15 protein-coding genes and 1 pseudogene are annotated in these 17,181 nt (G+C 70.1%); 3 read left to right on the top strand and 13 right to left on the bottom strand.

The genetic code is table 11. From position 1 onward, the window contains the following. Positions 1 to 127 precede the first annotated feature (127 nt). The 12 genes from CCS38_RS07260 to CCS38_RS07205 all read right to left on the bottom strand — a co-directional run bounded on the left by CCS38_RS07260 (position 128) and on the right by CCS38_RS07205 (position 14,134). Positions 128 to 904, bottom strand: coding sequence for an SDR family NAD(P)-dependent oxidoreductase (locus CCS38_RS07260; protein WP_223732367.1), 777 nt, complete (start codon positions 902 to 904; stop codon positions 128 to 130). An 83-nt stretch (positions 905 to 987) separates the two neighbouring features. Continuing rightward, on the bottom strand, positions 988 to 2,175 hold the full coding sequence (locus tag CCS38_RS07255; protein WP_223732366.1) for an NAD(P)/FAD-dependent oxidoreductase: 1,188 nt from the start codon (positions 2,173 to 2,175) through the stop codon (positions 988 to 990). After that, a complete protein-coding gene (locus CCS38_RS07250) occupies positions 2,172 to 2,429 on the bottom strand; it encodes a ferredoxin (protein ID WP_308050717.1) in 258 nt (85 codons plus the stop codon). Before CCS38_RS07250 ends, CCS38_RS07255 begins: the two co-directional genes overlap by 4 nt. 27 nt (positions 2,430 to 2,456) lie before the next feature. After that, positions 2,457 to 3,635, bottom strand: coding sequence for a cytochrome P450 (locus CCS38_RS07245; protein ID WP_223732365.1), 1,179 nt, complete (start codon positions 3,633 to 3,635; stop codon positions 2,457 to 2,459). Between the two features lie 15 nt (positions 3,636 to 3,650). Beyond that, the gene (locus tag CCS38_RS07240; RefSeq protein ID WP_223732364.1) at positions 3,651 to 5,009 is read right to left on the bottom strand and encodes an MFS transporter; all 1,359 of its coding nucleotides are present in this window, start codon (positions 5,007 to 5,009) and stop codon (positions 3,651 to 3,653) included. A gap of 119 nt (positions 5,010 to 5,128) precedes the next feature. Continuing rightward, positions 5,129 to 6,028, bottom strand: coding sequence for a LysR family transcriptional regulator (locus CCS38_RS07235; RefSeq protein WP_223732363.1), 900 nt, complete (start codon positions 6,026 to 6,028; stop codon positions 5,129 to 5,131). A 16-nt stretch (positions 6,029 to 6,044) separates the two neighbouring features. Further along, positions 6,045 to 7,208, bottom strand: a complete 1,164-nt coding sequence (locus CCS38_RS07230) for an XdhC family protein (protein ID WP_223732362.1) — start codon at positions 7,206 to 7,208, stop codon at positions 6,045 to 6,047. A gap of 6 nt (positions 7,209 to 7,214) precedes the next feature. Then, positions 7,215 to 8,459: a xanthine dehydrogenase family Fe-S subunit gene (locus CCS38_RS07225; RefSeq protein ID WP_223732361.1), complete on the bottom strand. Its 1,245-nt coding sequence runs from the start codon at positions 8,457 to 8,459 to the stop codon at positions 7,215 to 7,217. Next, positions 8,456 to 9,352 carry an FAD binding domain-containing protein gene (locus CCS38_RS07220; protein ID WP_223732360.1) on the bottom strand — a complete coding sequence of 299 codons (897 nt, stop codon included), beginning with the start codon at positions 9,350 to 9,352 and terminating at the stop codon, positions 8,456 to 8,458. The genes CCS38_RS07225 and CCS38_RS07220 overlap by 4 nt, the downstream gene beginning before the upstream one ends. An 8-nt stretch (positions 9,353 to 9,360) precedes the next feature. Beyond that, positions 9,361 to 10,140: an enoyl-CoA hydratase/isomerase family protein gene (locus CCS38_RS07215; RefSeq protein WP_223732359.1), complete on the bottom strand. Its 780-nt coding sequence runs from the start codon at positions 10,138 to 10,140 to the stop codon at positions 9,361 to 9,363. Between the two features lie 2 nt (positions 10,141 to 10,142). Next, entirely contained in the window at positions 10,143 to 12,575 is a 2,433-nt protein-coding gene (locus CCS38_RS07210; RefSeq protein ID WP_223732358.1) for a xanthine dehydrogenase family protein molybdopterin-binding subunit, read from the bottom strand. Between the two features lie 5 nt (positions 12,576 to 12,580). Beyond that, positions 12,581 to 14,134 (bottom strand): class I adenylate-forming enzyme family protein, encoded by a 1,554-nt coding sequence (locus tag CCS38_RS07205; protein ID WP_223732357.1) that lies wholly within the window; start codon positions 14,132 to 14,134, stop codon positions 12,581 to 12,583. 118 nt (positions 14,135 to 14,252) lie between these two features. Here CCS38_RS07205 and CCS38_RS07200 point away from each other — a divergent pair, with 118 nt between their 5' ends. Both CCS38_RS07200 and CCS38_RS07195 read left to right on the top strand, forming a co-directional pair. Further along, positions 14,253 to 14,825: a PadR family transcriptional regulator gene (locus CCS38_RS07200; protein ID WP_223732356.1), complete on the top strand. Its 573-nt coding sequence runs from the start codon at positions 14,253 to 14,255 to the stop codon at positions 14,823 to 14,825. A 263-nt stretch (positions 14,826 to 15,088) separates the two neighbouring features. After that, positions 15,089 to 15,336: pseudogene (locus CCS38_RS07195) on the top strand (hypothetical protein); the annotation flags it as partial. Here CCS38_RS07195 and CCS38_RS07190 read toward each other — a convergent pair. After that, positions 15,333 to 16,328 carry a helix-turn-helix transcriptional regulator gene (locus CCS38_RS07190; protein WP_223732355.1) on the bottom strand — a complete coding sequence of 332 codons (996 nt, stop codon included), beginning with the start codon at positions 16,326 to 16,328 and terminating at the stop codon, positions 15,333 to 15,335. The pseudogene CCS38_RS07195 and the gene CCS38_RS07190 overlap by 4 nt on opposite strands. A 364-nt stretch (positions 16,329 to 16,692) precedes the next feature. Here CCS38_RS07190 and CCS38_RS35270 point away from each other — a divergent pair, with 364 nt between their 5' ends. Next, positions 16,693 to 16,821, top strand: a complete 129-nt coding sequence (locus tag CCS38_RS35270; RefSeq protein WP_263301795.1) for a hypothetical protein — start codon at positions 16,693 to 16,695, stop codon at positions 16,819 to 16,821. Positions 16,822 to 17,181 lie beyond the last annotated feature (360 nt).

Below are 17,181 nucleotides of genomic sequence, written 5' to 3'. Positions count from 1 at the left end.
GCCCGGGCAGCCTCGGCGAGCCGGTCGGGTGGGGTCGCGGGGGTCTCCTGCAGGGGCCGCAGGGTGGTCGGGTCGGCCGGACGGGCGTCCTGCGAGGCGCCCCAGGTGCGGCGCTGTGCCGTGGCCGTCATACGAACACCCCGCCGCCGTCGACGACCACCGTCTGCCCGCTGACGAAACCGCTGGCGGGGCTCGCCAGCCACAGCACCGCGCCGACCAGGTCGTCCGGTGTCATCTCGCGTGCCAGGCAACGGGTCTGCTGCATTCTGCCGAGGTAGTCGGGGTCGTTGATGGCGCGGGAGGCGGCGTCGTCGACGAGCCCCGGCGAGACGGCGTTGACGCCGATGCCGTACTGCCCGAGCTCCCTGGCCGCGGCCCTGGTCAGTCCCTCCACGGCCGCCTTGGAGGCGACGTAGTGGGCGAAGCCGGCCGCGCCGGTGCGCGTGACCACCGAGGCGATGTTGACGATCCGTCCGCCGCCGCGCTCCCGCAGGGCGGGGACGGCGGCCCGGATGACCTGCCAGGTGCCGCGTACGTTGACCCGCAGCACGGTGTCCCAGTCCTGTGCGGTCAGCTCCGTAAGGGGGCGCTTGGGGCCGAGGGTCCGGTAGACGGCGGCGTTGTTCACCACCGCGTCCAGGCCGCCGAACCGGTCGGTCGCCTGCCCCACGACCGTGGTCAGGTCGTTGTCGTCGGTGATGTCGCACGGCGTGAAGACCGCGGTGCCCGGCCCTTGTGCGGTGGCCTTCTCGGCGAGCCGCTTGCCGTCCTCGGCCAACTGGGGCAGGTCCGCGGCGATCACGTTGGCCCCCGCCGCGGTGAGCGCGCACGTGTAGGCGGCACCGATGTCGCCCGTCGCGCCGGTCAGCACTACGACACGATCCTGCAGAGTCGCTGAAGTCATGGAGATTCCTGATCCTTGTGTAAGTCGTGCCGGTCGCCCGGTCAGGGACGGTTCGGACCTTCTGGGCACGAGAGCGAGGTTTGTCATGCGGCGGTGGCGAGCGCCTCATGCCAGTCGGCACCGCGGGCGAGCAGGCGGCGGCAGTCCAGGAGCCGCCGTGCGGAGTTGATCGCGAGGGCGCCTTCGAAGCGGTCGCCGTCGCGATACAGGGCGAGCAGGCTCTCCGCATCCTCCCCTTCGTGCACGATGCGGACGTCGCCACTGCTGCGTCCGGCCATCTGGATGCGCGTCCCGTACTGGTCGGACCAGACGTAGGGCACGGGCGTGTACTCCACCGGGGAGCCGGGGTCGAGCATGTTGCGGGCCACGACCGCGGCCTGTTCCCTGGCGTTGGTCCAGTGCTCCAGCCGGACATGCCGGCCGTAGCCGGGGTGGAGCCAGCGGGCGACGTCGCCCGCGGCGTACACATCCGGCGCCGAGGCCCGGCAGTACGCGTCGCACAGCACGCCGTCCTCCAGGCGGAGTCCGGAATCGGCCAGCCAGCCGACGGTGGGTGTCGCGCCGATGCCCACCACGACCAGGTCGGCGTCGATGGTGCTGCCGTCGGCCAGCCGCACCCGCTCGACGGCGGTGTCCCCGTCAAAACCGGCGACGGCGCGTCCGCACACGACGCGGACGCCGTTGCGGACGTGCAGCCGCGCGCACGCCTCGCCCATCCGCTCGCCGAGCCCCCGGGACAGCGGCACCGGCAACGCCTCAACAAGGGTGACCGGCAGATCGCGCCGGCGTGCCTCCGCGGCCACCTCGGCGCCCACGAAGCCGCCGCCGACGATCACCACGCGCGGCCGCTTCGCGAGCGCGTCCCGGAGGGCGAGCGCGTCCCCGAGCGTGCGCAGGGTGTGTATGCCCTCCAGCCCGTGCCGACCGGGGAGAGAGCGGGGCGTCGCACCCGTCGCGACGACGAGTGCGTCGTACGGCAGAGATGCTCCCCCGGACAGCTCGACCGTCTTCGCCACGGGGTCGAGGGCGCGGGCCCGCTCGCCCAGGCGGAACTCCACCTCAAGTGCGGCCAGTGCCTCGTCACTGCGCAACGCGGCCCGCTCCGGCGCCCAGTCCCCGCTCAGCAGCTGCTTGGACAGCGGCGGGCGGTCGTAGGGCATGGCCTGCTCGTCACCGACGACGGTGAGGGAGCCGTCGTAGCCGTTTCGGCGCAGCGCTTCCGCGGTGCACAGGCCGGCCAGCGACGCACCGACGATCAGGACGCGCTTCACGACGCCGGGTCGACGTCGATGGCGGCGACCGGGCATGCGCCGGCGGCTTCCCGCGCCCGCGCCTCGCCTGGCTCGGCGTTGGATATCACCCGCGCGATCCCGTCCTCGCCCAGTTGGAACAGCTCCGGGGCGGCCAGTTCGCAGTCGCCGTACCCGCAGCACTTGTCGGTGTCCACCGTGATCTTCATGGCGTGGCTTCCCTTCGTCGGCGCGTCATCCATCGCTACGTCATCCATCGCTGCGTCACCTGTCATCACGTCACCCACTCCTTGCGGCACCTGTCACCAGGTCACCGGGAGCCGTCGGACGCCGAGGTGCCGGCCGCCGCCTTCCAGTGGAGCGGTGCGCTCGACCTCGCCGTTGATCCGGAAGCCCGGGATCCGCTCGAGCAGCGTTTGGACCGCGATGCGGATCTCGGCCTTCGCCAGCGGCATCCCCGGGCAGCTGTGGATGCCGGCGCCAAAGGCGAGGTGCTTGTTGGGCGTGCGGTCGAGGACCACCTCGTCCGGGTTCTCGAAGACCCTCGCGTCGCGGTTGGCCGAGGCGAACAGCAGGATCACGCGGTCACCCGCGGACATCTGCTGCCCGGCCACGCACGCGTCTGCGGTCAGCTGCCGGGGGAACCAGTGCAGCGGGGTCTCGTAGCGCAGGATCTCGTCGATCGCCGTGGGAATGAGCTTCGGTTCGTCGATGAGGCGCTGCTGGGTCTGGGGGTGCTCGGCGAGGTGGAGCAACACGTTGCTCAGCCCGAGCGCCGTCGAATCGTGCCCGGCGTAGGTCAGGATGAACATCATGTTGGCGAGCGTCCCGTCGTTCACGCCGAGCTCGTCGTTGATGGTCAGCAGCTGCGAGATGAAGTCCTCGCCCGGTTCCTTGCGGCGCTGCTCGAAGAGCCGGACCCAGTAGGCGCACACCCGGTCGATGACCTTCCGGCCCTGTTCGTCGGAGGCGTGCTCCAGGAAGTCCAGGGAGTACTCGCGGATCTCGTCCGCCTGTTGCGGGCCGAGGTCGTAGAGCCGCGTGATCACGTCGAGCGGCAGCGGCAGGGCCAGGCCCTCGACCAGCTCGGCCTCGCCGGAGCCGTGGAATGCCGCGATGAGCCGGTCCACCGTGGCCTGGATCTGCGGCTCCATCCGCCGGGCCGCGGCCGCGCTGGTGAGCGGGGCGATCAGCTTGCGGAACTTCTCGTGCTCCGGCGGGTCGTAGTCGATGGGTGGGAAACGGTTGTCCGAGACGGCGGGGACGTAGACGCCGCCGGTGGAGGAGTAGGTGCCGTGGTCCATGGCGGCCGCGCGCACGTCCTCGTAGCGGGAGAGCGTCCAGTAGCCGCCGTGCTTCTCACCGCGGGCGACGGGGCACTGCGCGCGCAGGCCCTCGTACAGTTCATACGCGCGTTCGGGCGAGAGGTCGCGCGCGTGGGGGTCGTAGGTCGGGCCACGCGGGTCGGTCTGCTCTGTCATGGCGCACTCCTGTGGTCATGCCTTCGCGGGCTCGGTCATCGGGTGCGGGAGCTGCTCGCGTTCCATGGCTCCGCGGGTCTCCGGGCTGATCGCGTTGGCGATGAGGAAGGCGGCCACGACAACGATCAGGAAGACCATGAGCCGGCCGGGCACATCGGCAAGGCCGGGGCTGGTCAGGTTCACGAAGGTCGGCATCAGTCCGCCGATCATGAACCCGGTGTTCCAGCAGACGGCCGTGCCGCGCGAGCGCAGCGCCGTGGGGTAGCGCTCGTTGAGGAACACCAGAACCGGTGCGTACGCCGCGTTGGCGAAGAACGCCAGCGCCGTCGCGTACACCGTGATCAGCCCGGTCTTCGCCGGCTCGGTGCTGGTCAGGAGCCAGACGAGCAGCGGGAGGGCGACGAGGTTGAAGCCACCCATCAGCAGCATCGAGCGGCGGCGGCCGATGCGCTCGCTCAGTTCACCGGCGGCGATGGTCGCGACGACCACGCCGAGGCTGGAGACGAGCAGGATCACGCCCTGCGAGCTCTTGTGCACGCCGGTGATCTGGTCGAGCAAGGTCGGCAGGTATCCGGAGGTCAGGTAGTACTGCGATCCGGCGCTGGCGACGAGCAGGATGTTCAGGGCGAACAGCCCGCCCCGGCCGTCCCGCACGAGGTCGCTCATCCGCGGCTTGGGCTGCGGCGCCCCCTCCTTCTGCGCCTGCTGCTGTGCCTTCCACAGCGGTGATTCCTCGACGCCGCGCAGCACGAAGTAGGAGAGGATCGCGGCGGCCAGGCCGGCGAAGAACATGACGCGCCAGCCCCAGACCTCGAATTGCTCGCCGGGGAAGATCTGGCTGACGACGATGAACAACCCGCTGGCTATCGCGGCGCCGAGGCCCGCTCCGCCGCCGCCGATCAGGCCGGACATCAAACCGCGCCAACGCGGGCCGACGCTCTCGGTGCCCAGGGTGTGGGTCGCGGCGACCACGCCCCCGACGAAGATTCCCTGAAAAAACCGGAGGATGAGGAACACGACAGGCGCCCATACCCCGGCGGTGGCGTAGGTGGGCACCGCGCCCATGGCCGCGGTGCACAGGCCCACGCCGGCGAGGACGATCACCATCGTCTTCTTGCGGCCGTGGCGGTCGGCGATCCCGCCGAAGATCGCCGCCCCGGCGGGACGCAGCAGCACGCTGACGGCGAACGAGGCATACACGGCGGCCAGGCTCAGCGTCGGGCTGGAGGCGGGGAAGAGGAGCTCGCCGACGGTGCCGGCGACGAAGAGAAGGATGAACAGATCGAAGAGATCGAACGCCCAGCCGGCGACAGAGGCAAAGGCGGCGTAGAACGTGGCTCTGCGAGAAGGTCCCGTGATGCGGGGTGTGGACATTGCCCATCTCCTTGTGCGGCTCAGTACTGGTATTAAGGGGCGCCTTCGCGCGATGAGCGATGCGCAACTGCCTAGTCATGCGGTAGTCAGCGCCTATACGGGCAGCTGGCGCCCGGGCTTCAGGTTTCGTCACCGCTGTCGCGGTCACCCTCGAACGCAGCGACGAGAAGATCGAGGAACGCACTCGCGGCGGGGGTGAGAGGGCTGCCCTTGCGCCAGATCACACCCAACTCCCGCCGGGCGACGGGATCATCCAGGGGGATCGCCGTGGCGTAGCCGGCGGAGGCAAGACGCGGCACCACGGACACCCCCACCCCGCTGCGCACCATTCCGCACAGGACGGAGAGCTGGCCGGTCTCGACGGTCACCCGGGGACTGAAACCCGCCTGCAGGCAGACCATGTCCATCAGTTCGCGCAGCCCGTACCCGCGGTGCATGCCGACGTAGTCGTCCCCCGCCAGCTGTGCCAGGTCGAGGGCGGGCCGGTCTGCGAGGCGGTGCTCCGGGGGCAGCATCGCGACCATCGGCTCGCGTACCAGGATGCGCCCCGTGACACCGGGCCGTGCCAGGGGCGCGCGGCTTATCGCCAGATCCAGCATCCCTGTGTGCACCATGCGTTCGAACTCGCCGGACACATTGTGCTCGGTGAGCAGAACTTCGATGCGGGGGTGCGCGGCCCGGTATTCGGCCAGCAGGTCGGGGAGCAGCGTGGCGCCGACGCTGGGCAGTACGCCGATCGTGACGCGGCCGCGGTCCAGGGACCGTATCGCGGCCGCCTGCGTACGGGCCTGTTCGAGATGGAAGAGCGCGGGCTCGACGTGCTCCAGGAAAGCCTCACCGGCTGCCGTCAGTTCAACGCGTCGGCCGAGTCGGTGGAACAGGGCGACGCCCAGTTCCTTCTCCAGCTTGCGTACCTGGACCGACAGCGAGGGTTGGGCGAGGAAGAGTTCTTCGGCCGCGCGGGTGAAGCTGCCCGCTTTGGCGATCGTGAGTACGTAACGAAGCTGGTGCAACTCCATGGTCAGCGCCTGACGGTCATCGGTGGTGGTGGGCGGCGTCGACCGGCCGGGAGGCTTGAGGCCGTGCCGGCGCCGCCGTCTGTGATGCCCCGTGCGCATGGATGTCGGCCGTGAGGCCGCTGAGCGGGAGGCCGGTGCCGCCCCAGCGCCGCTGGATGACCTCCGCGGCTATGGACACGGCCGTCTCCTCCGGTGTCCGGGCACCGAGGTCGAGGCCGAGGGGGGAGGCGAGGCGGGCGATATCGGCGTCGGTGACGCCCTGCGCCCGCAGTCGCGCGGTGCGGTCGCGGTGGGTGCGGCGGCTGCCCATGACGCCGATGTACGCCGCCGGGGTGCGCAGCGCGGCCGTCAGCACGGAGACGTCGAACTTGGGGTCGTGGGTGAGTACGCAGATGACGGTGCGTTCGTTGACGTCGGTGCGGGAGAGATGGTCGTGCGGCCAGGCGCACACCACCTCGTGCGCCTCCGGGAAACGTGCGGCCGTGGCGAACACGGGCCGCGCGTCGCACACGGTCACGCGGTACCCCAGACGTGCGGCCGTGCCGCTGAGCGCGGCGGCGAAGGCGTTCGCCCCGTAGATGAGCATGCGCGGTGGCGGAGCGAAGGACTGGATGAACACCGCGACCTGGTCCATTCGGCGTTCCCCGTACGGGCCGTAGTGCTCGGTAGCGGTGATGCCTTGTGCCAGCAGCCCGCGCGCGTCGTCGCGCACCGCGGCGTCGAGCCGGTCCTCGCCCAGGGAGCCCAGCGTCCGGTCCTGCCAGACGGTCAGCTGGGCCCCCAGAGGAGCTTGTCCGCCGGTGACGGTGGCGACGGCGACCGGCTGCTCCCGCTCGATGGAGGTGAGCACCTGAGGGAGCGACAAAGCGGGCCCACCCGGCCGGATCAGGATGTCGATGACGCCGCCGCAGGTCAGGCCGACGGAGAAGGCGTCCTCGTCACTGACGCCGTACCTCTCGCGTCGTGGCACCCCCGTTCGCAGCACCTCGGTGGCCGCCTCGTACACCGCGCCCTCGACGCAACCGCCCGAGACGCTGCCCACCGCCTCTCCTGACGCGTTGACGGCCATGACCGCGCCCGGGTCGCGCGGGGCGCTGCCCCGGGCGCCGACCACCGTGGCCAGGGCGAAGGCGCTGCCCTCGGCCATCCATCTGCGCAGCTGCGGCATCACCTCACGCATGGCGGTTCATCCCCGGCGCTTTCCGACACGTACGAGCTGCTTGAGGCGATCGAGCAGCGGCGCGAGGACCAGGCTCATGGCGCTGGGGGCCTTCACCGGGCCGGACGGCGCCTGGCCGGAGGCTGCCGCTCCGGCGACGGCGTCGGCGAACTGCTCGAACATGCGGCGGCTGACGTCACCGGCAAGGGCGCGGCCGAACTGAGCGATGCGGCCGGTGAGGTAGACCTTGGCGTCGGCGTGCATCGCGGTGCCGGTCTGGGTGGGCTCCGTGCGCAGCGTGATGTCCGCCTGAGTCTGCGCTCCGCCGGTGTCCTGCCCCTGGGCGAGCACCCGCAGCCGGCCGGCGGCGCGGTCGTGCTCGACGATGTGCGCGAGGCCGTGGAACGCCAGCTTGATCGGTCCCACCGACACCCGGGCGCGGCCCGCGTAGCGGTTGTCGCCGAGGTCGTCGGTGAGCTCGGCACCGGGCAGGCAGCGCGCCAGCAGGTGGATGTCGTCCAGGACGCGCCAGATCTTCTCCTCGGACACCTCGATCCCGGTCGTGATCTCGACCGCGATGGTGGGGTCACCGCTGGGCAGCACGATGTCCTTGGTCAGGGACGCGGCCGTGCCGGCGTTGTCCTCCTGGCCGTCGGAGGCGTTGCCGCCCTGCCCGGAGCGGCCGACGAGCGCCCGGCGCCCGCAGTTGCCCGGGACGGGAATGCCCTCGGGGTGCGCACGGTGGGCCTCTCCCACCGCGGCGAGGATGTTCCGGTATCCGGTGCACCGGCAGATCACGCCCGAAAGTTCCTCCGGCAGCTCCTCCTCCGTGACCTCCGGCTTGTTCGCCAGCAGGTCGTAGGAGCTCATCAGGAAGCCCGGGGTACAGAATCCGCACTGCAACGCGTGGTTGCGTCCGAACGCCTCCTGCAGCGGGTGCAGGTCGTCGGGCCGCCCCAGTCCTTCGACGGTGACGATGTCCGCCCCGTCAAGCTGTACGGCGAACAGCAGGCAGGCCCGTGCCGCCTCGCCGTTGACCAGCACGGTGCACATGCCGCAGACGCCGTGCTCACAGCCCACATGCGTGCCGGTGAGACCCAGATGGTCGCGCAGTGCGTCGGACAGGGTGACCCGCGCGGGCAGCTGGAGAACGGCAGGTGTCCCGTTGACGGTCATGCGCACGTCGACCGTGTCGTCCGCCCCCGCTTTCACCGGCCGGGGCCGGGCGGGCGACGCCGCCTCGGTACGTGCTGCTGCTTCGTTGATGGTCATGCGCTTACCTCGCCGGAGTTCTTACGGGCCCGCTCGTATGCCTTGGAAAGTTCCCTGGCGGCCAGGGTGCGGAGCAGCCGGCGCCGGTAGTCCCTGGACGCGTGGGCGTCACCGTCGGTGTCGACCATCTCCTCGACGACGGCGGAGAGCTGCTTCCCGAGCCGGTCCGCCGACGCGTCGCCCATGCCCGTGACCGCCGCGGTGAGCTGCTCGGAGACGTCGCGGGTGATCGCCTTGTCGGACACGCCGAACGCGGTCATCGTCGCCTCCGGGCGGCCACCGCGCAGGCTCACCCGCGTGGCGACGCCCGCAAGGGCGAAGTCGCCGTGCCGGCGTGCGATCTCGGCGAATCCGAAGCCCTCGTCCGCGGTGGCGACCGGCAGCCGCACGGAGGTGAGGATCTCCTCGGGGCCCAGCGCGGTGGTCATCGCCCCGCCGTAGAACTTCCGGGCGGGAACCTGCCGGGAGCCGTTGGGCCCGGTCAGCGTCAACTCGGCGTCGAGACAGCAGGCCACGGCCGGGAGTTCGGCCGCCGGGTCGGCGTGGGCGAGGCTGCCGCAGACGGTGCCCCGGCTGCGCAGCTCCCGGTGCCCTACCCAGGGCAGGGCCAGGCGCAGCAGCGGCACGCTTTTGCTGAGCGGGTCCCGCTCGACGCGGCGCTGCCGTACGGTGGCGCCGATGTGCAGGTGCTCCTCGGAGCGGGTCAGCTCGTCGAGCTCCTCAATGGAGTTGATGTCGACCAGGGTGTCGGGGCGGGCGAGTCGCATGGCCAGCACAGGGGCCAGCGACTGCCCACCCGCGATGACCTTGCCGCCCCCGCTGGTTTCCGCCAGTTCGGCGATCGCGTCGGCCAGACTCGACGGACGAACGTAGGCGAACGGTGCGGCTTTCATGGTTCAGCTCACCGGCCCTGGAACTTCGGGGCGCGCTTTTCGAGGAACGCGGTGACGCCCTCGGCGAAGTCGTGGCTGGAGCGCAGCATGGAGTACGCCTTGCGTTCCAGCTCGATGCCGGAGTACAGCGGCGCGTCGACGCCCTTGTCCAGGACCTCCTTGGCGGTGCGGGCGGCCAGCGGCGAGAAGCCGAGCAGTGCGCTGACGATCCGCTCGACCTCGGCATCGAGCGCCGCACGGTCCTGGACGACGTTCGCGACCAGGCCCCAGTCGCCGGCCTGCTGGGCGTTGATGCGGGTCGCTGTCATGACGTGGTACTTGGCGCGGGAGAGGCCGATGAGCCGGGCGAGGCGCTGGGTGCCTCCGGATCCGGGGATCATGCCCAGCCGCATCTCCGGCAGCGCGAACTCGCTGCGCTGGGTGGCGACGCGGATGTCGGTGGACAGGGCGAGTTCGAGGCCGACGCCGAAGCAGTAGCCGTCGACGGCGGTGATGACCGGCTTCGGGCTGCGGGCCGGCGCGGTGATGTTCTGGCCGAGGTCGGTGAAGTCGACCGGCTCCACCTCCATGAAGCCGGGGATGTCGCCGCCCGAGGAGAAGTGCTCGCCGGCGGCCTGGATGACCACCACCTGGATGTCCTTGTCGGCGTCGATCTCGGCGAAGCGGTCGGCCATCACCTGGCGGGTTTCCATGGTGATGATGTTGAACTTGCCGTGGTCGAGGGTCAGGTAGGCGACGCGTCCGTCGTGGCCGCGGTCCAGCCTGATCTCGCCTCCGGTGAGTGCCATGGTCACAGGGTCCTTTCGCTGTCGCTGCCATTGAGCAGCTCGTTGAGCACGTTGCCGTGCAGCGGGAGGGTGGTGATGTCCACGCCGACCGGGGCGAGGGCGTCGGCGACCGCATTGGCGATCGCGACGGGAAGGCTCATGCTGCTGCCTTCACCACAGCCCTTCGCGCCGAGGCGCGTGAGCGGGGAGGGAGTCTCCAGGTGGTCGCTGTGGAGCTCGTACTGCGTCTCCGCAGTGGTGGGACAGAGGTAGTCCATGAACGTCGCGGTGGGCTGCCCGGCGTCGGTGTAGCGCATCTCCTCGAACATCGCGCCGCCGATGGCGTGCGCGAGCGCGCCGTGAACCTGGCCTTCGAGCAGCTGATGGTTGAGGATCGTGCCCGGGTCGTGGACCGTCACCACCTGCTCGAGCTCGAGCTGCCGGGTCGCGGCGTCGATGCGCACGCTGACCAGTTCGGCGACGAACCCGTAGCACAGGCTGGAGTTGATCTGGTCGGTCCTGCTGGCTGCCTTGGACTGCGGAGGGGTGAAGGCGGCCTCCTCGTACAGGCGCGCGGGAGTGCCCTCGGGCAGCGCACCGGGGTCCCAGTGGACCAGTCCGGCCGCATGCCGGAAGGGGACCGCCCGCTCGGGTTCGTCACGGAGCCGGACCTGGCCCTGGCTGAGTTCGACGTCGGCCGGATCGGCACCGAGCAGGGTGGCGCCGGCGATCTTGATCGTCTCGGCCAGCTTTTCACTGGCCTCGACCAGGGCACTGGTCAGCAGGGGCGCGAACCGGGAGGAGTAGCTTCCGGAGGTCACCGTCCACGGTGTGGTGGCGGTGTCCATCTCGACCACCGGCCGCACCTGTTCGCGTGGCAGTCCGAGCTGTTCGGCGACGACGGCCTGGGCGACCGTGGCATGGCCTTGCCCCTGCGGCACCGTGCCCAGCAGCACCGACACGATGCCGTTGAGGTCGACGCTGATGCGCACGTGCTCGGTGGAGCCGGACTTGCCGCGCCCCGCCTTGCGTTGCTCGGCCGGGGTGGCCAGGCCGACGTAGCCGATGTTGGTGGCCGACGGGTCGACGATCGTGGCGATGCCGATGCCGAAGTACTCGCCGCGCTCGCGCGCCTCCCGCTGCTTTTCCCGCAGCGCCTGGTAGTCGGCGTTCTTCAGCAGCATGTCCATCACGCGCTGGTAGTCGCCGGAGTCGTAGATGCCGCCGGTGGGGGTGGCGTACGGGAAGTCCTCGCGCTGTACGAAGTTGCGCTGCCGCAGCTCGGCCGGGTCGAGCCCGCACACTCCGGCGATCTTGTCCATCAGCCGTTCCAGGCCGAAGTAGAGCTGCTGGCCGCCGAATCCGCGGTTGAGGCCGGTAGGTGTCTTGTTGGTGACCACGGCACGGGAGCGGATCTGCACGGCGTCGATCTTGTATGCGCCGGTGATGTTGCCGAAGCAGCGGTACAGCGTGCTGGGCTCCGGCGGGCGCAGGTAGGCGCCGACGTTGTCCGCCAGGTCCGCGCGCAGCCCCTGCACCGTGCCGTCGGCGGAGACCGCGGCCTCGAACCACATGACGCGGTCGGAACCGGCGGAGCTGGCGAGCAAGTGCTCGATACGGTCCTCGGTCCAGCGCACGGGCCGGCCGGCGTACTTGCTGGCCAGCGCCATCAGCGCCACGTAGGGGTAGATGCCGGCCTTGATCCCGAAGCTGCCGCCGTTGTCGGCCGGGATCATCAGCCGGACCCGCGAGGCGGGCACGCCGAGTGCTCCCGCCAGCACCGGCACCATGGAGAACGGGCCGTGGAAGTTCGCCCATGCCTGGACGGCGGGCCCGTCGACCTCGTCCTGCCACTCGGCGATGACCGAGTAGCACTCCATCGGGGTCGAGGAGTACCGCGGGAAGCTGTACTTGCCCTTGACGATGTGGTCGGCGGCGGCGAAGACGGCGTCCACGTCGCCGAAGGCGAAGGTCCGGTCGGTCGCCACATTGCTGTCGGCTCCGTCGTGCAGCCGCGGGGCCTCGGGCAGGAGGGCCTTCTCGACGTCGACCACCGGCGGCAGCGGCTCGTAATCGATCTCGACGAGCTCGGCGGCGTCCTCCGCGAGATACCGGTCGGCTGCCACCACGACCGCCACCGGCTCCCCGACGAAGCGGACCTTGTCGGTGCCCGTCGGGTAATACGGCATGGGCGTCTTGAGCGAGAGCGGGAAGGGCTTCAGCGCGGCGAGGACCTCCTCGGGTCCGATCACGGCGGCGACACCGGGGTGCCGTCGCGCCCGCTCGAGATCGACACCGCGGATGCGGGCGTGCGGATGCGGGCTGCGCACCACCGCGGCGGTGAGCGTGCCGGGCAGGGGGTCGATGTCGTCGAGGAAGCGGCCACGGCCCGTGAGCAGCGCAGGGTCCTCGATCCGTGCGGTCGGCCGGGCCGGCCGTTCGAAGGTCGTCGTCATGTGCGTCACCTGTCTGCCGCTGCGGCGCTGTCGGCCAGCGCGTGGTAGTCACCGGAATCCAGCCCACGGCGGAGGATCTTGCCCGCTCCCGACTTGGGGAGCTCGGCCACGGCGATGAGTCGTTTGGGGCGCTTGAGGGAGGGCAGTCCGGAGCGCTCGCGTACGTAGGAGTCAAGTACCGCCAACGCCTGGTGGGGGGCCATGTTTTCGGCGGGGACGAAGAACGCGGTGGCGGCCTGTCCCCACCGGTCGTCGGACAGCCCGACCACGACGACCTCACTGACTGCCGGACAGCGGATCAGCCTGTCCTCGATCTCGTCCGGATAGATGTTCTCGCCACCGGAATTGATCATGTCGTCGACGCGTCCGGCGACCCACAGGTCCCCGTCCTCGTCGGCGGTGGCGAGGTCTCCGGGGAAGTACCAGCCGTCGCGGATCGACTTGGCGTCTGCGTCGGGGCGGTGCCAGTAGCCGGCGAAGGCCTCCGGACTCTGCAGGGAGATGGCGATCTGCCCCTGCTCGCCGGGGCCGACCAGCGCGTCGGGGCCGGCGTCCGGGACCGGTTCGACCAGGCGGACCCGGGAGAAGACACCGGCCCGGCCCGCGCACCCGGGCTTGGCGATGACGTCGGGCCCCACGGTGAAGGTGTAGATCTCGGTGCTGCCGAAGTGGTTGACGAAGGACTTCGGCTGAAGTGTCTCCGCCAGTTGCTCCACCAGTGCCGGGGTCATCGACGAGCCTGCGTAGGCCAGTTTGCGCACGGACGTGGCTTCCGCGAGGCGGCCGGTGCGCACCAGCGACCAGTAGATCGTCGGTACGAGGTAGAGGCAGCCGATGTGCTCTTCGGTGATGAGGGCGAGTGTCTCGTCGGCGTCGAACCGCACCTGCGGAGTCCACGTGCCCGCACCGACGACGGTGGCGATGAGTGTGCGCAGCCCCATGGTGTGGAACAGCGGCATCACGCCGAGCGTCACGTCGAAGGGTGACTGTCCGCTCTGCAGCAGATGGGCGACCGCGGCGTGGTGCTCGGCGCGGTGTGTCCGCGGCACGCCCTTGGGTCTGCCGGTGGTGCCCGAGGTGTAGAGCATGACGCTGATGTCCTGCTCGGACACCCGGACGTCGAGCGGGCCGTCCGGCTGACCGGACGCCAGGCGCTCGATCGTGGCCTCGGCCGGGTCGCCGGAGAGGATCCACGGCAGGGAGTCCATGCCACTCAGTGCCTCTTCGGCGACGGCGGCGGTCGACGCGTCGCTGATCACCAGCGCGGGCTCGGCGTCGGAGAGGCAGTACTGGAGCTCGGAGGCGCTGAAGCGGAAGGACAGCGGCACCGAGACCGCACCCAGCTTCTGGGTGGCCAGGTGCAGGCTTGCCAGCGGCTCACCACCGGCCATCGAGAGCACCACCCGCCCGCCGGGGCGGACGCCGAGCTCGGCCAGGGCCCGCGCCAGCCGGTTGGTGTGGGCATCCCATTCCCGGTACGTCATCGGGGCCCTGCCGCCGACCGCCCGGCGCTGCGGATAGCGCTCGGCCGTCCAGCGCATGACCGTGCCCAGATCCATGGCCTTCCCTCTCCCTCGAGGTGCGATTGAGCAATGCACACAACCGCACGCCCAGACCATCTCATTCGAACCGTATGTTTCGGACCGTGCGGCTTGAACCTACGGTACGCTTCAGACCATGTCAACGGTCCGGCTCTCAACAACCTCGTTCGTGGTCCTGGGGATGATCGCGACGCGTGGCCCTTCCACGTCGTACGACCTCAAGCGCGCGATCGGCCGGTCGGTGGGCTACTTCTGGAACTTCCCGCACGCGCAGCTGTATTCAGAGCCCAAGCGGCTTCAGAAAGCCGGTCTCCTTGAGCTGCACCAGGAGGACACCGGGCGGCGGCGCAAGACGTACACCATCACCGCAGCGGGCCAGGCCGCGCTGGGCGAGTGGCTGGCCGAGCCGGTCAAGGAGCACTTCGAACTCCGTGACATCGCGGAGATCAAGCTGTTCTTCAGCGAACTGGCGGAACCGCAGGACGTGGCACGGCTCGCCCAGGACCAGATCGAGCAGCACGAAACCCGGATCGCCGAGTACGAAGAGATGCAACGCCGCTACGGCCACATCGAAGAGGTCGCCAGCCGCATGATCACCCTGGAACTCGGGCTCGGTATCGAGTACGCCGCCCTGGAGTTCTGGCGCAAGGTCCGGGCACGGGCAGAAAGCGGCGACTTCCCACCGCAGTCCGGCCCGACCCAGCACTGACTTTCCCAGTCCGCCAACGCGGCAGTCCGCATTCCGAGGCAGTAGCGAGGCAGGAACTCATCACGTGCCCCCCGGGGATGCCTTGGGGACGGTGGCAGCGGAACTGCTCGCCCAGGAGGCACCGAAGCGGCTCGGCGGTCCCTGACCGACCGGGGCCGGTGGAGCAGACGACGGCGCTGCGGCACCGCAACGGCCACCGCCCGGCTCGGGCTGCTCGCACACCACACGACGGCGGATCCCTGATCCAGGGAAGGGCACCTGGCTACGGGGGCTTGATAGTCATCAACTTGGTGTGGGCGCTGTTCCTCATCAACGACCGAGTGTTCGCCTCCCTGACACCAACCCCGCTGCAGGCCACGGAGTACCTGGCGTTGTCCTGGTTCGTCGCTTCGGTGGCCACGGTGAGCGGCGCGCTGGGCCCCGGCCCCGCGAGCGACAAGGCGACCCGGGCAGCCCCTACTCCAAGCGGGAACAGGAACGCCGCCACATGCTCGAAAACGACCGTACCTAGGTCCTGTGGAGAGTGGTCGAGGGCGTCACGCCATAGCGTTGACGGTAATCGGCGGCGAACCTGCTTCGGTGTGTGAAGCCCCAGCGGCAGGCGACATCGGTGACGGTCACCTGACCGGGTTCATTACGGCGCAGCTCCTCATGAGCACGGGCCAGCCGTATCCGGCGCAGGTAGGCCATGGGCGGCATGCCCACGTGCTGGCGGAACCCCTGTTGCAGCCGCCGTATGCTGACCTCGGCGATCTCGGCAAGGAGCGTCAGGGTGAACGGACGCTCCGGGTGCGCCTCCATGGCGTCGATGGCGCGCTTGACCGGGGCAGGCCGGCAAGGTGGGGCCGGCCGCGCCAGTTGTTCGCGATAAGGGTGATCAGCCGCCAGCAGCAGTCCGATCACCACCGCCTCGTGCAGGCGGTCGGCGACCAGCTCCTGATGGATGAGCCCCTGGGACGTCTGCGCATCTTCCGCGGCCATCCGGGCCAGCTGTGCCCAGCTGCGCCCAGGACCGCAAGAGACGTCCATGGCGGGTGCAAGCCGAAGGGGTAACCGGATCGGGGCGTCGAGCAGCCGCTCCAACTGGAGCTCCAGTTCACAGCGTTCAACCTTGACCGCGAGAAGTCGGCAATCACCGCTCCACCGGTCCAGCACCGTATGCCGGCCGGGCTGGAAGACCGCGGCCCGGTGCACGGTGGCCAGTAGTGGATCGAGACGCCCCTGATGCCACGTCATGGACCCGGTGAGCGGCACGTCGATGTGGTAGGCCCCCAGCTCACCGAAGCGCATGCACAGATCTGCACCGAATTGCAAAGTGCCGAGCGTCACCTGGTGGAGCCTACTGATCGCGAAGTGCCCGGTGAGAACGGCTGACGGCTGGAGCAGGTCGACGACGTTGGAGTAGAAGTTCCGCCCGATGACCTTCCGGGCCTCGTCCAGGTCGTCGGTGCAAAGCCGGACCGGCCGGCCGAACTCGGCCCGGGGGGCCGGAACCTGATACATATCCTCCGTCGCTCCTTTTGCAGGACAGCGCTCGTTCGCTCATGCCCGAGGGTTCGGGGGCGGTGGTTCTCTTCCCTCACCAACCAGGCCCGGTGCCGGTGCGTTACGGCTTGGTCGGCCCTGGTGGCGCAGGAGGAGGGTTTCGGCGGTGGCCCGAGGGGTGCCCCGCTTTGAGTACCGGGTGTGCGAGCCGGACGCTCGCCGCGTCCTCCCCGTCCGGCGCTCCTCGCCCGTGCAGCTCGCCCAGGAGGCACCTGCGGACGCGGCCGGACGCCCGCCCCGGTCCCCTCCGGCAGCCGTTCCCTCCCGCAACAGCCGATGCGTTCGGCCGGCACATCGACCCAGCCCACCCCCTGGGGAACGCGTGAGCGATCCCGCGACGGGCGGCCCGGCCCTTTTCCGGCAGCAGGCCCGGACCGGCGACGACGCGGCGGTCCGGGCGGCACAGGCGAAGCCACGCGGCCCCCAGCCCAGCAGGCACAAGATCATCTGACATCCGTGGAAGTCTGCCGCTCCATCACTCCGGCAGTCGAGCCCTCACCGACCTCATACTGCACCGATTCAGTTCGTTGCGTTTACAGGATCACTGCAAGCGTTAACCGGACCATGTTCTCAGGCAACAGTACTTAGGTTTCTGCCTGGGCCACTGCCCCCGCGCAGGGCTGCCGACGGGATGCCGCTCGGTGCGTCCGCGGGCGGCGTTCCGGGTGCCCAGACCCCGCACCCGGAACGCTGCGCGCATCGAAGCAGCGGGCCGCACGCACAGACTGGTCGCCGGCAAAGCAGGTTTGAGCTGCACAGCTCGCAGCCCGGTCGCAGGCGGGCCCCGCTTCTCCCCCGACAGCCCAAGGCC

It is taken from the genome of Streptomyces purpurogeneiscleroticus (assembly GCF_020024005.1).
GTDB classification, from domain to species: Bacteria; Actinomycetota; Actinomycetes; order Streptomycetales; family Streptomycetaceae; genus Streptomyces; species Streptomyces purpurogeneiscleroticus.
The sequence above is the reverse complement of the archived record's forward strand: the minus strand, read 5'-3'. Positions and strand labels throughout refer to the sequence as shown.

Bases quoted from the DNA above. Each gene is read 5' to 3' on its own strand.
- CCS38_RS07250 (WP_308050717.1), bottom strand. From the start codon at position 2,429: ATGACAGGTGACGCAGCGATGGATGACGTAGCGATGGATGACGCGCCG.
- CCS38_RS07260 (WP_223732367.1), bottom strand. From the start codon at position 904: ATGACTTCAGCGACTCTGCAGGATCGTGTCGTAGTGCTGACCGGCGCG.
- CCS38_RS07245 (WP_223732365.1), bottom strand. From the start codon at position 3,635: ATGACAGAGCAGACCGACCCGCGTGGCCCGACCTACGACCCCCACGCG.
- CCS38_RS07210 (WP_223732358.1), bottom strand. From the start codon at position 12,575: ATGACGACGACCTTCGAACGGCCGGCCCGGCCGACCGCACGGATCGAG.
- CCS38_RS07230 (WP_223732362.1), bottom strand. From the start codon at position 7,208: ATGCGTGAGGTGATGCCGCAGCTGCGCAGATGGATGGCCGAGGGCAGC.
- CCS38_RS07190 (WP_223732355.1), bottom strand. From the start codon at position 16,328: ATGTATCAGGTTCCGGCCCCCCGGGCCGAGTTCGGCCGGCCGGTCCGG.
- CCS38_RS07235 (WP_223732363.1), bottom strand. From the start codon at position 6,028: ATGGAGTTGCACCAGCTTCGTTACGTACTCACGATCGCCAAAGCGGGC.
- CCS38_RS07215 (WP_223732359.1), bottom strand. From the start codon at position 10,140: ATGGCACTCACCGGAGGCGAGATCAGGCTGGACCGCGGCCACGACGGA.
- CCS38_RS07205 (WP_223732357.1), bottom strand. From the start codon at position 14,134: ATGGATCTGGGCACGGTCATGCGCTGGACGGCCGAGCGCTATCCGCAG.
- CCS38_RS07220 (WP_223732360.1), bottom strand. From the start codon at position 9,352: ATGAAAGCCGCACCGTTCGCCTACGTTCGTCCGTCGAGTCTGGCCGAC.
- CCS38_RS07240 (WP_223732364.1), bottom strand. From the start codon at position 5,009: ATGTCCACACCCCGCATCACGGGACCTTCTCGCAGAGCCACGTTCTAC.
- CCS38_RS07200 (WP_223732356.1), top strand. From the start codon at position 14,253: ATGTCAACGGTCCGGCTCTCAACAACCTCGTTCGTGGTCCTGGGGATG.
- CCS38_RS07225 (WP_223732361.1), bottom strand. From the start codon at position 8,459: ATGACCATCAACGAAGCAGCAGCACGTACCGAGGCGGCGTCGCCCGCC.